Genomic DNA, 13,091 nt, shown 5'->3' on the forward strand with positions numbered 1-13,091 from the left:
AATGAACCTTTGCAATAAATTGCTGAATTTTATTCTAAACTAAAAATTTTTTATACTTGATAATGTATTGGCAATTATTCAGGTAAACCAATATGAGCGTGTCCACCTTTATAATCAACAGTAATTAAAAAGTGTTTAAGCACGTCGTAGCCAATTATACCCTGGACTTTCTTACCTTTAAGTCTTGAGCCTGTTTTTTCGTATTGACTATCTAAATATGAATTTTTCCCTTCAGCAGGAATGGTCACAAGTACATTTTCTAACTCAAAAGGACCAAACTGCAATAGTGGAATTCTAAAGCTTTCAGTTTCTATTGTAGCGTTAACACCTTTTGATACTGTTGACTTACGATCTCCTCCTGATAACCAACCCAGTTTACTAGCGACTTTGCGTTCAACAACCATTCCGCCAGCATTACCAGTATCAAGTATCATCCATAAATGCCTATCATCAGGCAGACCAATTTTAACTATTGGCATTCCTGTACCCTTTTGACTTTGGATCTCAATATTTTTAAATTTAGCCACTTCAACAGAATCTTGAGTGATCAAACGTATTTTTTCATTAGGATAATCTAATTGAACGACAAAACTATTGAAAAAACCCGATCCAAGTAACAGGCCATTAGTGTGATAGCCTAAATTAATTTCTGCAACTTTGTTAAGTTCAGTCGCGATGCCAAAAAAACTAACAGGTACATTTCTATATGTAGTTTTCTTATCAACCCCGAAAACGCCTCTGACTTTTATCATGCTGCCTTTATCAAACATTAAATCGTGTTTAGCAATAAAAGCTTTATTAACGGCATTGAGTTGAGCCCCCGTATCTAGGATGGCAAAGGTATCAATGCCTTTAATGCTTACAGGAATTTTAACGTGGCCACCTTCTAGATTAAAATCAATCCAATCGGTTACACCAGCATTACATTTGAGTGTTAAAAATAAGAAAATGCTCGATAGTAATATTTTCAAAGTTAGTCCTTTAAGTTTATAGTCCATTAAAATACGTTTTATTTTGTATCGTTAACTTTTGTATCTTCACTTCATTAAAAATTAAGTGAAGTCGTTATTAACGTCGAATAAAAAAACCTAATATTAAGCGTTAAAAAGCGTTTAATATTAGGTTTATGCTTCATCAATACTTTACATTTTTTCGAGTAGGTATTGATTAATATTACCTTGTAATATTGCCTTGTAAAATTGTTACTTACTGCAAATCTGCGACTAAGGTTTTAAGCCATTTTTCTTCAGTAATAAATGCCCAAGACAAATGTTTATATTTTTCACCAATACCGTCGGTAAGTATTTGCTGCTCAGATTTGCCTGCGGCCAATGCTGTAGAAACTTTATTAATACTAAACTCCATCATTTCAGCAAAGGCTAATAAACTCTTTTTGTCGGTTAAATTGCCGTGCCCTGGAATAATTACCACATCATCAGATGTATTTTTTAGCATGTGTTTAACACCGGCTAAATACCCTTTAACACTGCCGCCACTTTTTAAATCGACATAAGGAAAACCAACTTCAAAAAATAAATCCCCCGTATGCAATACATTGGCTTTTTTAAAGTAAACATAAGTGTCACCATCAGTATGACCTTTTGGTAAATGTGTTAACTGAACTTCTTCATTATCTAAATAAATAGTAATACCGTCTTTGTAAGTTACCACAGGTAAACTTTCAGTATGATGATCGGTTTTATTACTCAAACGATTACGAACATTTTCATGAGCAAATATCGGCGCTTTATGTGAGAAGAATTTGTTACTACCAGTATGATCGCCATGAAAATGGGTGTTGATAACATACTTAAGCTCTTTATCTTCTATGCCCTTCATCGCGGCTTCAATTTTTTCTGCTAATGGAGCAAATTTATCATCAACCAGCAATAAACCTTTATCTGTAGCTAATACACCAATATTACCTCCCGGACCTTGTAACATATAAACGTTACCCGCTGCAGGTTGTACCGTTATTTCTGCTTCTGCCATTTCTTGAGCACTGGTTGACACGCTCACAACAGCACTCAAAAGTATTGTTATTGCTACTAGAGATTTTTTAAACATAATTACCCTATTGTATTTAGTATGTTGGACTTGAAAATTTGATATTAATTAAACGCAAAAGCCATTAATAAAACTATGCCTACATATTACCCTTACAAACAAAATTAATACTACTTAATTAAGTCGGTATAAATAATAATTCGCTCATAATTCTAAAGCACCGTTTAGATATCTATACAAAGGTAATGTAAAAATTAAGGATGAGTTAACTTAAAAGCGCTAGAGCAGAGCTAGAACAAGTCTAGCTGACTCTGATTATCAATACTATTGTGCTCAGAAAAACCCAATGACAAACCAATTAATCGAACTTTTCGATTATTAGCTCTTGTCATAGCCTTTTGAAATAGCTCGATAAAAATAGCTTCAAGACAATCTTTAGATTGCATATCAACGGTGGTTTGCTGAAAGTCGGCAAATTTAATTTTTACCGTTTGTTTACTGATTTGCCGATCGTCATGTTTTGCTAAGCGTAATTTAAGCTTGCTGAATAAACTTAAAAGTATCACTTGGCATTGTTCGATAGAATCAATATCTTCTGCCATTGTTTTTTCTATCGCTAGTGACTTTCTAACACGTGATGTTTCAAGCGCTCTATCGTCGATACCAAAACTTCGTTGGAATAACGCATTCGCAAACTTACCAACAATAGTGTGAAGCTTTGCAACAGAGCTTGCCCTAACATCCGCGCAACTTTCAAAACCATAGGCTTTTAGTTTTTCACTGGTTTTTGGCCCTATACCTGGGATTTTTTTCAACGATAAGTTTTCAACAAATGTACTAATATCCTCAGGAGCAACAACACATTGTCCATTAGGCTTATTTTCATCACTGGCAATTTTAGCTAAAAACTTATTAGGGGCAATACCAGCAGAAGCGGTAAGGTTTAGCTCATTATAAATATCGCGTCGAATTTGTTCAGCAATTAAAGTAGCACTGCCAAAAAACAAAGGAGAGTCGGTAACATCAAGATAAGCTTCATCAAGTGACAAAGGTTCAATTAAGTCAGTATAACGTAAGAATATAGCTCTGATTTGTTGTGACACTTGCTGATAAACTGACATTCGGCCATTAACAATAATCAGTTCAGGGCAAAGCGCCTTCGCCCTTGCATTTGGCATAGCTGAACGTACACCAAACTCGCGCGCTTTATAATTACAAGTGCAAAGTACACTGCGCGGTCCGTTTCCACCTACAGCAATGGGAACATTGCGCCATTCAGGATTATCACGCATTTCCACTGCAGCGTAAAAGCAGTCCATGTCGATATGGATTATCTTTTTCTGTGAGTGGCTAGTTCTAATCATTTATCATTCCATTTAATAATAAACTGTATTTATATTAACTTAATTACACATAGCTGTATAAAAACACAGTCACTTTACCATATGAAAAAATTACGTCAATACGCGAGTATCAAACAATAATAAAATTGGAACATTCAGCTTTGTAAAATATGTCAGATAAGCATCAGAACTGACGATTTAAGAATTGAAAGGTTATTTGATGTAACTATTTTCGGCAGACATAATTGATGAGTAAAAATTTAATAAATACACTGTCTATAATAACTATTTTTTTATAGTCATTATAGACAGTTAAACGCTTTTAAATATTCAGTTTATGTAAACTAAAACCATATTAGCCATTAATTAAAAAGTGTACAGCAATACTTGCCGCATAACCTAAAGCGATAGCCCAGCTCCACTTTAAGTGGCCTATAAAGGAATAAACGCCTTTGGTTTGTCCCATTAAGGCGACACCGGCTGCTGATCCTATTGATAATAAACTACCACCAACACCTGCTGTCATGGTGACTAATAACCATTGTTGAAGATCCATCGCAGGGTTCATACTCAACACGGCAAATACGACAGGAATATTATCTACAATGGCCGATAGTACGCCGACAGCAATGTTGGCATACGTTGGACTCCAATTACTGTATAGCGCTTCAGAAACTAAGCTTAAGTAGCCCATAAAACCTAAACCGCCAACACACATCACTACGCCGTAGAAAAACAGTAAAGTGTCCCATTCTGCACGGGCGATTTTGTCAAAAATGTCAAAAGGTATGATGTTGCCTAGCTTTTTCAACTCTTCAGAGTCATTTTCAGCTTCGGCTTTATTACGTTTTTTATCTAAAGAGCGTGGTAGGCTCATACGTAAATAAAAACCAAAGAACTTTAAGTAACCCAAGCCCATCATCATACCTAACACTGGAGGCATGTTAACAACACTATGGCATAGTACAGCAGTAGCTATGGTCAGAATAAACAAGGCAACTATCCTTTTTGCTCCGCGTTTAATCTTAAAAGTTTCACTCACATCGGGTGTCGATTTTTCGTTGGAAATGAAAAAGCTCATGATGATTGCTGGCACTAAAAAGTTTACTAATGATGGAATAAACAACACGATAAATTGTTCAAATTTAACTAGCCCTGATTGCCAAATCATTAAGGTAGTAATATCACCAAACGGACTAAAAACACCACCGGCGTTAGCTGCGACAACAATATTAATACAAGCTATATTGATAAATTTTTTATCATTCGATGCTACTTTTAATATAATGGCGCACATCAACATGGCGGTAGTTAGGTTATTAGCAAAAGAAGAAATGGCGAATGCTAAAACACCTGTCAGCCAAAACAAAGAACGTAAACTTAAGCCTTTTGACACCATCCACAAACGTAAGCCATCAAAAATACCGCGCTCTTCCATGGCATTAATATAGGTCATTGCTACTAATAGAAATAATAATAGCTGAGCATATTCAAGCAAGTTATGGTTAAAGGCTTCTTCTGCCTCAATAGGAACACCATGCTGGGTATAAACCCAGCCAATAATTAGCCAAATAATACCCGCAGCGACGAGTACAGGTTTGGACTTTCTTAAGTGTATAACGTCCTCACCAATAACCAACACGTAAGCAATTGAAAAAAGAATGATGGCCGTAAGACCAAATATTGAATTGGTTAAATCAATACTGCCTGGGCCTGCTGCCCAAGACGATGTAGAAATACAAAAAAGTGACAAGATTAATAATATTTTTTTAAACATAACGACCTAATGAACTATATTTTGTTCTGGTTAATGCAGTTAACCAATGACTAACTAATGATTTACATTGGTTAATGCTATTTTTAATGTTTATATTGCTATGTATCCTGAACTTTGGATAAGTGAACTAATGCAGTTGTATTGCGATTACTTAGCAAACGCTTATCCAAATCCCCGGTTATTTTTCGTTGTAGTTATTCGTTCCAGTTGACTATATCGAACCATCACGTTAGTACAACTAAATAGCAGACTAAGCTCCATTTTTCGTCACCTATTTAACATCAAGGATTAAACTAATGTTGCCTCGATATTATAATCCTCAACGTAGCTTACTGGCTTATATTTTTTTGGAATTTTTTGGGTGAATTCATAATATACAAGCTCAGTATCAAATGCTTTATTTGCCAATTAAGTGCTTATAATAGGATTTACTCGTAACACTAGAACTTTTGAATAGATGAGTGACACTAAAGATAAATTACCGATAAAAACAATCTCCAGATCGCTTAAGTAATACCTAAATCGAAAGTATAGTTTGCAAGCAATCAAGGCTATTAATTTTAGAGAAAATACGCTAACTTAACGTCGATTTCTTCACAGACTTTTTATTTTAAAATCAAGGTTATTAATTTTGCTTACCCTACGACTTTCTTCGATATATTTATTCATTGTAATATTGACCACATCTCTATGCTCAATCACCAGTTTTGCACATACTGATGACTTAAATCAGGCAACTTTATCGCTAGACAATAATGAAAGATACCAGCTTATCGTTACTGTTGATTTTATACATTTATTGCAAGAACATTTAGACATTTCAGGTGATGATAACAATGTACTCTTAGCATTAAATCAACAGTCATTTTTTGAACAAAAAAAGTTACTCGAAAATCTTGAAACTGTTTTGAGTCAGCAATCTAGTTTATTTTTTTCAAATAAAACAAACAATATTGAGCAGCAACAAAACATGACCTTTCAGGGTCTACAACTTCAACAATTAAAACGCATTTTAGCGCAACCCGAAAAGTTAACAGATTATAAAGTCGAACTTCACGCTACTGGAGATATACCTGAAAACTCGGGTGAGGTTGCCGTTAGTTTTGCACCACTTTTAGGTAATATCGTACTTAAAGTGGTTCGGCCTGAACAAACCTTGATAAGTTCCGGTGAATTAAGCCAAAGCTTTCAAATTAATCAATCAAATGCTTGGCACTCAAATAGCGTAAATATACCGAATAACATTTCACTCACCATGGATTATATTTACCAAGGTTTTGTGCATATATTGCCGCGAGGGTTGGATCATATATTATTCGTTTTAGCATTACTGTTGTTTGCTAGGAAACGCTCAAGTTTAATATGGCAAATCTCCGCATTTACGCTCGCGCATACAATTACCCTAGCATTAGGCATTTACGGTTTTGTTACGATATCTAGCACGATTGTAGAGCCTCTTATTGCTTTATCCATTGTCTATGTAGGGTTAGAAAATATTTATCGCGCAAATCAACGTACAAATAGCCAGGCGAGGTTGCCGATAATATTTGCCTTTGGCTTGTTACATGGATTAGGGTTTGCGTCGGTATTAAGTGAAGTTGGATTACCTGCGAGCCAGTATTTAACGAGCTTAATCTCGTTTAATGTTGGTGTAGAGCTTGGACAGCTAACCGTGATTGCGCTCGCTTTTATTTGTCTATACCCCTTTAGGAAAAAAGTCTGGTACCAAACTAAGTTAGTGTTTGCGCTTAATATCGCCATTGCGCTAATTGCCACTTACTGGCTTATTGAGCGCCTTATATAAATAAGCTTTGGTAATAAATAAAGACTGGATGTTAGAAATGAAAAAGGTGAGCTAAGCTCACCTTTCATCTGTCTACTGTAGACAAACGTTAATATTGATTAATCGTTAAATAGATTAACCCTTCATAACAGCTTAAATATTTTTAACATTGATATCGCCAATCGCTAACGCTGCGACACGGTCACGTTCCTGACGTTTTTCACAAGGGTTATCACAATTACATGATTTATCGATACCAACACTTGCTAAGCCGCCACAACTGCCGGCAAGGGTTTTATTTTGAAAAATATATCCAACAGCCATTGCCATTACAATAACGAGAAAAAAGCCTAAGGTGATTAAAAATATAGCCATATTAAGTGCCTACCTATTTGATAACATTTCAACAGTTAATTTTAAGAGTGCAAACCTACTTGAGGTATTGCATGAATTTTACCGTGCTTTGCTCAACAAAGCCATGATCAGTTTTCGCTATAATGTATGCAGCAAGGCCATTAGCCTCTGCGAACGCTAGCGCTTTCTCTTCACCCATTACCATCATAGCCGTTGATAAACCATCGGCGGTCATTGAGGATGGATGGATCACAGTTACAGAGACCAGCTTATGGTTGATTGGCTTTCCATTTTTTGGGTCTATGATATGCGAAAAACGTTGACCGTCTGCTTCAAAGTAAATTCTATAGTCTCCTGAAGTAGCAACAGCATTATCTTTGGGTATAATAATTTGTTGTATTGACCGTTCGCCACTTAAGGGTTTTTCGATTGCTACATGCCAAAGCTCACCAGTATGTTTAAAGCCTTTAACGCGCATTTCACCACCAATTTCAACAAGGTAGTTATTAATACCATTTGCTTCGATAAACTCGGTCACTAAGTCAACACCGTAGCCTTTAGCAATAGTTGATAAATCAACGTATAGATCTGGCGTACTTTTACTAAGCATATCGTTTTCTAGGGTTAATTTATCTAAACCCACACGTGCTTTTGTTTTCATCAGTAATTCAGCGCTTGGCACAGTTTCAGGTCGATATTCTGGGCCAAAGCCCCATAAATTAACTAAAGGCCCAACAGTAACATCAAGTGCACCGTCACTGAGTTCCCCTAAACGTATCGCTTCTTTAATCACTCGCACAAGGCCTACTGAGACTTTAATAGGAGCAAGTGAGCTAGATTGATTAAATCTTGATAGCTCCGAATCCTTTATATAAGTCGACATTTCCTGATTCAGCTGCACAAGCTGTTCATCAATACCCTGCTGTATTTTTTCTGCATCTAAATTTTCACCCACTAATTTAATATTATAAGTGGTCCCCATTGTGTGACCTTGCAGAAGGTATTCTGCACGACCAAGATCGTTACTGGGAAAGCAGCCACTAAGCACTAAAATAGCGCATGCTACTAGCAGTAATTTAACCACTAACAGTTGTTTTTTAATCATAAAATTATATTGCATCACAATATCCTTAATAAATTTCATTTAGCTAAAGTAACCGACTTAATTAACAAGTATTTTCTTTTAGCTAAATAAAATCTGAATTTTCAATAATTCACGATAAACGTATAAAAAATAGGTATTAAAAAGGCGACCTAAGCCGCCCTTTCATTGGATGAATTTAACAGCTTAATTAGCCACCGAAATCATCTAACATGATGTTTTCATCTTCAACACCCAAATCTTTTAGCATATGTATAACTGCGGCGTTCATCATTGGAGGACCACACATGTAGTACTCACAATCTTCTGGCGCTTCATGGTCTTTCAAGTAGTTTTCATGAAGTACATTATGAATAAAACCTGTCATGCCATCCCAGTTATCTTCTGGTTGTGGATCAGATAACGCAACATGCCATTCAAAGTTGTCATTTTCAGCTGCAAGGCCGTTATAATCATCTTCATAGAACATTTCGCGTTTAGAACGAGCACCATACCAGAACGACATTTTACGTTTAGATTGCAAACGTTTAAGTTGATCAAAGATATGTGAACGCATTGGCGCCATACCAGCACCACCACCAATGAATACCATTTCATTTTCAGTCTCTTTCGCGAAAAACTCACCAAATGGACCTGAAATAGTGACTTTGTCACCAGCTTTAAGACTGAATATATAAGACGACATTTTACCTGCAGGTAAATGTAAACGTCCAGGAGGTGGCGTAGCAATACGCACGTTCAGCATAATAATGCCTTCTTCTTCTGGATAGTTCGCCATTGAGTATGCACGTAACGTAGGCTCATCAACTTTTGATTCAACATCAAAAAAGCCAAAATGATTCCAATCACCTTTGTATTGGTCATCAATATCGAAATCGCTATATTTCACATGATGCGCAGGCGCTTCAATTTGAATATAACCACCGGCTTTAAACGGTACAGATTCGCCATTAGGAATTTGTAACTTAAGCTCTTTAATGAACGTTGCTTGGTTATCGTTAGAGATAACTTCACATTCCCATTGTTGAACCCCAAAGATTTCATCTTCAAGTACAATGTCCATGTCTTGTTTAACTGCCACTTGACAAGCTAAACGACAACCTTCTTTGGCTTCACGCTTATTAATATGACCTGACTCAGTTGGCAGTATATCACCACCACCTGAATGTATTTCTACACGACATTGGCCACAAGTACCGCCGCCGCCACAAGCTGAAGGTATAAAAATACCTTGGTCAGCAAGTGCGCCTAAAAGCTTACCACCAGCCGCAGTTGTAACTGCTTTCTCTGGGTCACCATTAATGCTAATCGTAACGTCACCTGAAGACACTAACTTAGATTTGGCAAATAAAATCACCATTACTAAAGCGAGTACTATCACGGTAAACATCGATACGCCGAGAATTATAATTTCCATCGACTTTTCCTTTAATCTTCTCTAAGGGTTTTAGCTGGTTTAATCACCTGCAAGCAAGTGGGAGCTAAAACCGACATAAACCTAAAGTGAAATACCACCGAAAGAAAGAAAGCCAAACGCCATCAATCCTGCAGTAATAAACGTAATACCTAAACCTTTTAAGCCGTCAGGTACATCCGAGTATTTCATTTTTTCACGAATACCTGCTATCAGTACGATGGCTAGCATCCAACCAATACCTGAGCCTATGCCATAAACGAAACTTTCGCCTAAGGTTAAGTTTTTCGCGACCATAAATGAAACGCCACCGAAGATTGCACAGTTAACGGTGATCAAAGGTAAGAAAATACCAAGCGCTTGATAAAGTGCTGGGAAGTATTTATCTAAAACCATTTCAAGGATTTGCACTAATGCCGCAATCACACCAATGAAGGTAATGAAAGACAAGAAGCTTAAATCAATAGAATCTTTTGCTTCAGTTACACCCATTAAGCTATCTAACGCACCTGGCGCTAAAATCGCTTGATAGATAATTTGGTTAACAGGTACCGCAATACCTAGAACCACAACAACTGCAACACCAAGACCTATGGCTGTACTCACTTTCTTAGACACAGCTAAGAATGTACACATACCAAGGAAAAAGGTTAATGCCAAATTTTCAATAAATATGGTCTTAACAAATAAACTTAAATAATGTTCCATGATTGCTTAGTCCTTCTCTACTTGTGCTGGTTTCCACTGGCGAATTGACCAAATGATTAAACCGATAATGAAGAATGAGCTAAATGGTAAAACTAGTAGACCATTACCTTGATACCAACCACCGTTTTGTACCAAAGTAAAAACTTCCATACCAAATAACGTACCAAAACCAAATAATTCGCGGAAGAAAGCAACAATGATCAATACAGCACCGTAGCCTAAGCCATTACCAATACCGTCTAAAAAGCTCACACCTGGCTTTTCTTTCATAGCAAAAGCTTCAGCACGACCCATAACAATACAGTTAGTAATGATCAAACCAATGAACATCGACAACTCTTTAGATAGTTGATAAGAGAAAGCTTTTAAAACTTGGTCAACTAAAATTACCAACGAGGCAATAATCGCCATTTGCACAATAATACGTACACTTGATGGGATTTGATTACGAATAAGTGATATAAACAAATTCGAAAAGCCTGTTACGAACATTACCGCAATGGTCATTACCATAGCGTTTGCCATAGAACTTGTTACGGCTAGCGCAGAACAAACACCAAGTACTTGTAAAGCAATAGGGTTATTATCAACAACCGGTCCAAATAAAACCTTTTTAGTATCAGTAGCCATTAGTTCAACCCTCCAGCGCGATAGTTAGTAATGAATGGACCATAACCTTCTTCACCAAGCCAAAAATGTAAAGTTGTTTCAACACCGTTACTGGTTAATGTTGCGCCAGAAAGAGCATCAACGCCATGAACATCACCAGATTTAGCGCCACCTTTAACAATTTGAATGGCTATATTGTTTTGCTCATCAAACATTTTCTTACCTGGCCATAAAGCTTTCCAATTAGGGTTAAGTACTTCAGCACCTAAACCTGGAGTTTCTTTAAGGTCAGAATAGATTACGCTTTTAACGGTATTAAGGTCAGACTCTAAACCGACAAAACCGTACATAAGATCCCACAAGCCAGAACCAACAATCGGTAAAACGATTGTTGTTACTTTACCTTGCTCATCTTTCACAAGATAAACCACGGCATTTTTAGCAACACGGTTTAAACTAGCAATATCATTTTCAGGTTTAAAACTCTTAGCTGGGTCACGCGCATCAGCACGTTCATCAAACGAGTTAACATCACCTTCAACAACTTTACCTGTTTCAAGACTTATCATTTTTGCTTCAACACGTTGGTTATAAACAGCAACGATATCGTCACCTGCAAGTTCTAATAAACCCGCAGTTTCAAGAATTTTAGTTTGCTTATCAAGCAATTTATTAGCTGTTTGTAATGGTTTTAAAACCACTGCAGAAGTTGATACTAAAGCAGCACAAACTAAACAAACAATAAATACAAACCCGACTGTTCTGCCGAAAGTTTCTTTCTTTTTAGTATCAGACATTGCGATCAAGCCTCCGTTTGATATTCCCTTGAACAACAAAGTAGTCGAAAAGAGGTGCAAACAAGTTAGCGAATAAAATAGCTAACATCATACCTTCTGGGAATGCTGGGTTAACAACACGAACCAATACCACCATGATACCCACTAAAGCACCAAACCAGTATTTACCAGTATTAGTAAATGACGCTGATACAGGATCAGTTGCCATAAACATCATACCAAAGGCAAAACCACCCGTAACTAAGTGCCAGTACCAAGGCATAGCAAACATTGCATTAGTATCAGAACCAATAGCGTTCAATAGCATTGACATAACAACCATACCGGCAAACACACCTAAAACGATACGCCATGAAGCAATACCTTTATAAAGGATGTATGCACCACCGAGTAAAATCATCGCTGTTGATACTTCACCAACAGAGCCAGGGATATAACCCCAGAATGCATTCCACCAGTCAGCATTAATGGTATATTCAAGCAAACCTTGGTTCGCAGCACTTAGCGCAGTTGCACCAGAGAAACCATCAGCAGCAACCCAAACAGCATCACCAGATATTTCACTTGGGTATGCAAAGAATAAAAACGCTCGACCCGCTAATGCTGGGTTTAAGAAGTTTTTACCTGTACCACCAAATACTTCTTTGGCAATAACAATACCAAAAGTAATACCGATAGCAGCTTGCCATAACGGAATAGTTGCCGGAAGGATTAAAGCGAATAGTATTGAACTAACAAAGAAACCTTCGTTAACTTCATGTTTGCGTACAGAGGCAAACAATACTTCCCAGAAACCACCAACAATAAAGACTGTTGCATAGATAGGTAAGAAAAAAGTTGCGCCGTAAAGCATCATACTGAACCAACCAGATTCTGTAGATAAGCTTCCGCCTAACATTTCAAACAAACCAACTTGCCACGTATCAGGTAAAGCATAACCAGCCGCTAATGCGTCAGTTGCTTGAAAACCTATGTTATACATACCCCAGAACATGGCAGGGAAAACCGCTAACCAAACTGTGATCATGATACGTTTAAGATCAATACTGTCACGTACGTGAGTACGACCTTTGTTTACTTGTCCTGGCGTAAATAAGCCAGTTGCAACCGCTTCATAAAGCGCATACCAAGTTTCATATTTACCGCCTTTTTCAAATTGCGGTTCGATATCTTCAAAAAACTTTTTCAAGCCCATGA

Annotated in this window: 12 protein-coding genes; 1 reads left to right on the forward strand and 11 read right to left on the reverse strand. The window is 37.0% G+C overall.

The features are described 5' to 3' along the window. Nucleotides 1-74: 74 nt before the first annotated feature. The 4 genes from DBO93_RS14125 to nhaD all read right to left on the reverse strand — a co-directional run bounded on the left by DBO93_RS14125 (nt 75) and on the right by nhaD (nt 5,127). Nucleotides 75-971, reverse strand: coding sequence for a pepsin/retropepsin-like aspartic protease family protein (locus DBO93_RS14125; protein ID WP_108457859.1), 897 nt, complete (start codon nt 969-971; stop codon nt 75-77). Between the two features lie 235 nt (nt 972-1,206). Then, complete coding sequence (locus tag DBO93_RS14130) at nt 1,207-2,067, reverse strand: MBL fold metallo-hydrolase (protein WP_108456911.1); 861 nt, start codon at nt 2,065-2,067, stop codon at nt 1,207-1,209. Nucleotides 2,068-2,297: 230 nt separating this feature from the next. After that, nucleotides 2,298-3,371, reverse strand: a complete 1,074-nt coding sequence (gene dinB, locus DBO93_RS14135; protein ID WP_108456912.1) for a DNA polymerase IV — start codon at nt 3,369-3,371, stop codon at nt 2,298-2,300. A 334-nt stretch (nt 3,372-3,705) separates the two neighbouring features. Next, nucleotides 3,706-5,127 (reverse strand): sodium:proton antiporter NhaD, encoded by a 1,422-nt coding sequence (gene nhaD / locus DBO93_RS14140; protein ID WP_108456913.1) that lies wholly within the window; start codon nt 5,125-5,127, stop codon nt 3,706-3,708. Between the two features lie 676 nt (nt 5,128-5,803). Between nhaD and DBO93_RS14145 the strand changes: the two genes are divergently transcribed. After that, a complete protein-coding gene (locus DBO93_RS14145; RefSeq protein WP_204100625.1) occupies nt 5,804-6,931 on the forward strand; it encodes a HupE/UreJ family protein in 1,128 nt (375 codons plus the stop codon). A gap of 132 nt (nt 6,932-7,063) precedes the next feature. Here the strand turns inward: DBO93_RS14145 and nqrM are convergent, their stop codons facing one another. The 7 genes from nqrM to DBO93_RS14180 form a co-directional block, all read right to left on the reverse strand. Further along, nucleotides 7,064-7,285, reverse strand: coding sequence for a (Na+)-NQR maturation NqrM (gene nqrM / locus DBO93_RS14150; RefSeq protein ID WP_108456914.1), 222 nt, complete (start codon nt 7,283-7,285; stop codon nt 7,064-7,066). 55 nt (nt 7,286-7,340) lie between these two features. Continuing rightward, nucleotides 7,341-8,384: an FAD:protein FMN transferase gene (locus DBO93_RS14155; protein WP_239059000.1), complete on the reverse strand. Its 1,044-nt coding sequence runs from the start codon at nt 8,382-8,384 to the stop codon at nt 7,341-7,343. A 172-nt stretch (nt 8,385-8,556) separates the two neighbouring features. Next, nucleotides 8,557-9,783 carry an NADH:ubiquinone reductase (Na(+)-transporting) subunit F gene (gene nqrF / locus DBO93_RS14160; protein WP_108456915.1) on the reverse strand — a complete coding sequence of 409 codons (1,227 nt, stop codon included), beginning with the start codon at nt 9,781-9,783 and terminating at the stop codon, nt 8,557-8,559. Between the two features lie 81 nt (nt 9,784-9,864). Further along, nucleotides 9,865-10,488 (reverse strand): NADH:ubiquinone reductase (Na(+)-transporting) subunit E, encoded by a 624-nt coding sequence (nqrE, locus tag DBO93_RS14165; RefSeq protein WP_081149060.1) that lies wholly within the window; start codon nt 10,486-10,488, stop codon nt 9,865-9,867. Nucleotides 10,489-10,494: 6 nt separating this feature from the next. Then, nucleotides 10,495-11,118 (reverse strand): NADH:ubiquinone reductase (Na(+)-transporting) subunit D, encoded by a 624-nt coding sequence (locus DBO93_RS14170; protein WP_108456916.1) that lies wholly within the window; start codon nt 11,116-11,118, stop codon nt 10,495-10,497. Continuing rightward, a complete protein-coding gene (locus tag DBO93_RS14175) occupies nt 11,118-11,894 on the reverse strand; it encodes a Na(+)-translocating NADH-quinone reductase subunit C (protein ID WP_108456917.1) in 777 nt (258 codons plus the stop codon). The genes DBO93_RS14170 and DBO93_RS14175 overlap by 1 nt, the downstream gene beginning before the upstream one ends. After that, the gene (locus DBO93_RS14180) at nt 11,887-13,089 is read right to left on the reverse strand and encodes an NADH:ubiquinone reductase (Na(+)-transporting) subunit B (RefSeq protein ID WP_108456918.1); all 1,203 of its coding nucleotides are present in this window, start codon (nt 13,087-13,089) and stop codon (nt 11,887-11,889) included. The genes DBO93_RS14175 and DBO93_RS14180 overlap by 8 nt, the downstream gene beginning before the upstream one ends. Nucleotides 13,090-13,091 lie beyond the last annotated feature (2 nt).

The organism is Colwellia sp. Arc7-D, assembly GCF_003061515.1.
GTDB lineage: Bacteria > Pseudomonadota > Gammaproteobacteria > Enterobacterales > Alteromonadaceae > Cognaticolwellia.

Excerpts from the sequence above, each read along its gene's own strand:
- DBO93_RS14155 (WP_239059000.1), bottom strand. The coding sequence starts at position 8,384 with ATGCAATATAATTTTATGATTAAAAAACAACTGTTAGTGGTTAAATTA.
- DBO93_RS14180 (WP_108456918.1), bottom strand. The coding sequence starts at position 13,089 with ATGGGCTTGAAAAAGTTTTTTGAAGATATCGAACCGCAATTTGAAAAA.
- nqrF (WP_108456915.1), bottom strand. The coding sequence starts at position 9,783 with ATGGAAATTATAATTCTCGGCGTATCGATGTTTACCGTGATAGTACTC.
- DBO93_RS14175 (WP_108456917.1), bottom strand. The coding sequence starts at position 11,894 with ATGTCTGATACTAAAAAGAAAGAAACTTTCGGCAGAACAGTCGGGTTT.
- nhaD (WP_108456913.1), bottom strand. The coding sequence starts at position 5,127 with ATGTTTAAAAAAATATTATTAATCTTGTCACTTTTTTGTATTTCTACA.
- nqrE (WP_081149060.1), bottom strand. The coding sequence starts at position 10,488 with ATGGAACATTATTTAAGTTTATTTGTTAAGACCATATTTATTGAAAAT.
- DBO93_RS14170 (WP_108456916.1), bottom strand. The coding sequence starts at position 11,118 with ATGGCTACTGATACTAAAAAGGTTTTATTTGGACCGGTTGTTGATAAT.
- dinB (WP_108456912.1), bottom strand. The coding sequence starts at position 3,371 with ATGATTAGAACTAGCCACTCACAGAAAAAGATAATCCATATCGACATG.
- DBO93_RS14130 (WP_108456911.1), bottom strand. The coding sequence starts at position 2,067 with ATGTTTAAAAAATCTCTAGTAGCAATAACAATACTTTTGAGTGCTGTT.
- nqrM (WP_108456914.1), bottom strand. The coding sequence starts at position 7,285 with ATGGCTATATTTTTAATCACCTTAGGCTTTTTTCTCGTTATTGTAATG.